At 53.3% G+C, this 3,883-nt stretch carries 4 protein-coding genes and 1 pseudogene; 2 read left to right on the forward strand and 3 right to left on the reverse strand.

Annotated elements, in window-relative coordinates:
- Positions 1-37 precede the first annotated feature (37 nt).
- Positions 38-1,060, forward strand: a complete 1,023-nt coding sequence (locus tag ACEW72_RS00180; RefSeq protein ID WP_373474358.1) for a dipeptidase — start codon at positions 38-40, stop codon at positions 1,058-1,060.
- Positions 1,061-1,297: 237 nt separating this feature from the next.
- Here ACEW72_RS00180 and ACEW72_RS00185 read toward each other — a convergent pair whose 3' ends face one another.
- From ACEW72_RS00185 to ACEW72_RS00195, 3 genes and pseudogenes are all read right to left on the reverse strand, one after another.
- The gene (locus ACEW72_RS00185) at positions 1,298-2,101 is read right to left on the reverse strand and encodes a lipid II flippase Amj family protein (protein WP_373474355.1); all 804 of its coding nucleotides are present in this window, start codon (positions 2,099-2,101) and stop codon (positions 1,298-1,300) included.
- Positions 2,102-2,216: 115 nt separating this feature from the next.
- Positions 2,217-2,297, reverse strand: a pseudogene (locus tag ACEW72_RS00190) (pyruvate, phosphate dikinase); the annotation flags it as partial.
- A gap of 31 nt (positions 2,298-2,328) precedes the next feature.
- Positions 2,329-2,961, reverse strand: a complete 633-nt coding sequence (locus tag ACEW72_RS00195) for a TetR/AcrR family transcriptional regulator (RefSeq protein ID WP_373474356.1) — start codon at positions 2,959-2,961, stop codon at positions 2,329-2,331.
- Between the two features lie 118 nt (positions 2,962-3,079).
- Between ACEW72_RS00195 and ACEW72_RS00200 the strand changes: the two genes are divergently transcribed.
- The coding region (locus ACEW72_RS00200; protein ID WP_373474357.1) for an ABC transporter permease at positions 3,080-3,883 on the forward strand (804 nt) is incomplete at its 3' end.

The following is a 3,883-nucleotide window of genomic DNA, read 5'->3' on the forward strand; positions in this document are numbered from 1 at the left end:
TTGCAAAACTTGCCCGCGCGGCCTTGAAGCGTATGACATTCGTAGCCCCACCGCTGGCGATACCGATATCCCACGCCTTCACCAAGGCGGGGTCGGTGCTATTTTGATGAACGTATTTTCACGTGAAAAGTCCACAAAAGATACATTGGCGGCCTTCGATTTTCTGCGCGAACTGGAGGCCAAATATGGAGACACCTTCAAGGTTGCAGCGACAGCAGCCGATGTTCGGAGCATTCGCAAGGCTGGGCGCATCGCTCTAATTCCAACAATGGAAGGAGCGGGCCGTCTGGAAAACTCTCCTATGATGTTGCGAACGCTACATCGCTTGGGCTTGCGCGCCGTTACCTTAGCCTATCAGACCAACGACCTGGCAGATGGATCGGACGATGCGCCTCGGCATAACGGTTTGTCAGTGTTGGGCAGGACCATGGTAGCAGAAATGAACCGCACCGGCGTTTTGATCGATCTGTCCCATGTGTCGACCAAAGTGATGAACGACGTGCTTGATATAACAACCGCACCCGTCCTTTTCAGCCATTCTTCCGCGCGTGCAATAGTGAATGTAGAGAGAAACGTGCCCGATGCGGTGCTAGCGCGCATTTCGCAAAATGGTGGCATCGTGATGATATCGTTTGTGCCCTATTTTTCGAGTAAGGCGCATGCTGAATGGGCAAAGGGTACAGAGAGCATGTCCGACCAGATAGGCAAAGATTTCGAAGCAAAGCGCATAACAGAAGCTGAGGGCGACGCGCGCTGGACCAAATGGCAAAAGGATAATCCCGAACCCAAGGTCGGAGTTGGTGAGGTTGCTGATCATATCGAACATGTCCGGAGGATTGCCGGTGTTGACCATATCGGCATTGGCTCCGACTTTGACGGTATTTCTAACAAGGTAACAGGTCTCGAAGATGTGTCTAAATTCCCTAATCTGTTCGCCGAGCTGCGCCAGAGAGGTTGGAGTGAAAACGATTTGGCAAAATTGGCAGGTGAAAACTTTCTGCGCGTGATGGAGGTCGCCGAAAAAACGGCCGCCGCAACGGTCGAGGCCGAAGGCCGCTAAGGATCCCAAGCAGCGGTTGAATTTTAGTGCCCTGACTGCTTTGTTGGACGATCCTGACAGGCAGCTTTTAGCACCGTTGGCCGAATATGCTGCCGTTCGTTCAGCCAGAGCGTTAATCGGAACTTTGCACCCGAATATGATCGTGCAACGCCGAAATAAGCTTGTATTAACACGCGTTTATTCGCCGGTTTACGATAAGCTATACCACACCCTCTTTAAGAGATGCATCGGACTGCATTATACATGCATCGCAACCCACACGATCAGCCACGCGGATGGTAAAAATAGTAGCTGCGCCACCAACGTACCAGCAACGCGGCTCATGGACAGCCACACAATCGTTCGCCGGTAATCCGCTTCCGAAACCCGACCCTCCACAACATCATCTGTCATCACCGAAAGCTGCGGATCAATCAGAACAAACAGCAAGATCGTGGCGAACCCGTTGACCACCGCCGAAAGCTGAGATGCAGTGACCCGAAACTCCGGGTAAATATATCCAGCATAAAGCGATGCAATGACACCGACGGTAAGTAGCGCTTGCGCAATGACGTTCATTGCAATCACATTCCAAGAAACCGCACTGGGTTTGCCAAGTTGTTTGGCATGGCCGGATGATGGCAATGCTATTGTTTCCGTGATCCGCCGCCAGTTTTTTGGAGCCAGTGCGTGAAGAAACAATTTGGGAACAGACCGGTGCACATGAAATTCGCTGATGGCACTTGCAAACAACCGCTGCACCGTTGGAACCGCAAGAGCACCGAGGACCGTGGCAATCGTCGCGGAAAACAGAACTAACCTTAGATCCCACAGCAGCCGGTCACCGGTGCCATTCGCCAGTGCGTTCTCGATACGCTTAGCAAGAAACGGCCCCAAAAAGCTATTTGACGTTCTCGATACCAAGACAAGAATGTTGAACAGAGCGAACGACAGGGCAATTTTATGCGTACGAACTCCAGCGATCCGCGCAGCGTAGGCTAGCGCTCCGATCAGGTGAATGACCAAGGTCAAAAGGCAAATATTGACGAGCGCCCAGTCCATAATTTGATTCCTCACGCGCGTTATCTGAGCTTGGGGTGACTGTCCGTCGTCAGATGATTTGAGACATCTGTCGGCTTAAAACAGGGGAGTGTTCGGGTTCATTTGCTGGTTAACATTACGCGGCGAGCTTGCGGTGATGCAAGCGCCGATGTTCGATCGTTTTTCGTTTGATCCTTACGCGGTGCCGGATGATGGCTGTACCTGGCTCGACACTCCTGATCGGTGCCTCACTTTAAAGGTTGATACGACAACAGAAACCGGTCAACGGCCGCCGCCAACGCTGCTGGCTTAACAGAAGCCGCCGCTGTGTCCGGATCGGAAAACCGCCACTCGACGTCAGCAAAGCCTTTGATGCTGCCGTATAAATGTGCTGCTGCTTCGTGCGGGTCGGCTTTGGCCAGCCGCCCCCGCTCCATCTCATCGGCAATCATTTCGGTCAGCATCGCCTTCATACGGCGCGGTCCGGCGTTGAGGAACAATTCGCCCATCTCGGGATGGCGCTCAACCTCGGCGGCCATACGGCGATCAAAGCGGATGATATCGGGACTACTCAGAAATTCCATCATCGACCTCGCAAAATGCAGCAACTCCGCGCGCAATGAAGTTTCCGCATTGGGCAAGTCGGGAAGCTGGCCGCGCATCACAACACATTCGCCGCCAACCATTGCCGAGAATAAATTTTCCTTGCTCTGGAAGTGATTGTAGATCGTCACTTTCGAAACATTGGCATTGGCAGCGATGCGCTCGATCGACGCGGCGGCATAGCCGTGCTCGAAAAACTCGGCACGAGCGCAACTGAGGATTGCATCCTGCTTGGCCTGATCGACGGGTCGGTGGGCTAGCCTTTTTCCCGTATCCATTTGCACTCCAGATATGTTACTGAACGCTATCGTTCAATTAAACGTTTGCGTTCATTATCTATCGAAGCCAATATGAACGCAAGTCGAATCAAATGGCAAACCAAAGGGCAACAGCTAAGTGAACTGGGTCGCAATCCGAATGCTGACTGGCGACAGAGTCAAATTCATTGGCCTTGTGTTCGGCGTCGCGTTTTCGACGCTACTGATTACCCAGCAGCTAACGATTTTCGTCAATCTGTTAATGCGTGGCGGTGTCGCAGTGCAAGAGGTGTCGACCGCCAATGTCTGGGTTATGGACCCCGCCACGCGGACCTCGGATGTCATTTATCCGATGCCGATAACCGCGCTCGACCGCGTACGAAGCGTTCCGGGCGTGGCTTATGCTTCGCCGCTGTTGCGCAGTAACGCTTCGATCCGAACACCTGAAGGCGATCTTGAAGGCGTCACCGTAATCGGCGTCGATGACAGCTCGCTGGTCGGCATACCCCGTCGTATGACGCAGGGTGATCCTTCCTCGCTGATGGATCCCGACGCGGTTTTCATCGATGATACCGGATCACGCAAGCTGTTTACCCCCGAACAGACGGTTGTCGGTTCGCAGCTCGAACTCAATGATCAACGCGCCGTTATCAAGGGAATTGTCGACAGCACCCCAACCTTCACTGCGCAGGTCACGCTTTACACGCGCTATTCCAATGCGCTGAATTTCGTTCCCGGCACGCGCAATCGTCTGTCATTTGTTCTAGTGCGCAGCGACGATAACATTTCACCGGACAGTCTCGCGCGGCGAATAACCGAACGGACCGGACTGAAGGCACGGACGAGCGAAGAATTTACCCGCGATGGTATCGATTTCATCGTTGAAAATACCGGCATTCCAATCAACTTCGGCATTACCGTCATACTGGGCGTGGTTGTCGGT

The organism is Sphingorhabdus sp., assembly GCF_041737645.1.
Taxonomy (GTDB): domain Bacteria; phylum Pseudomonadota; class Alphaproteobacteria; order Sphingomonadales; family Sphingomonadaceae; genus Sphingorhabdus_B.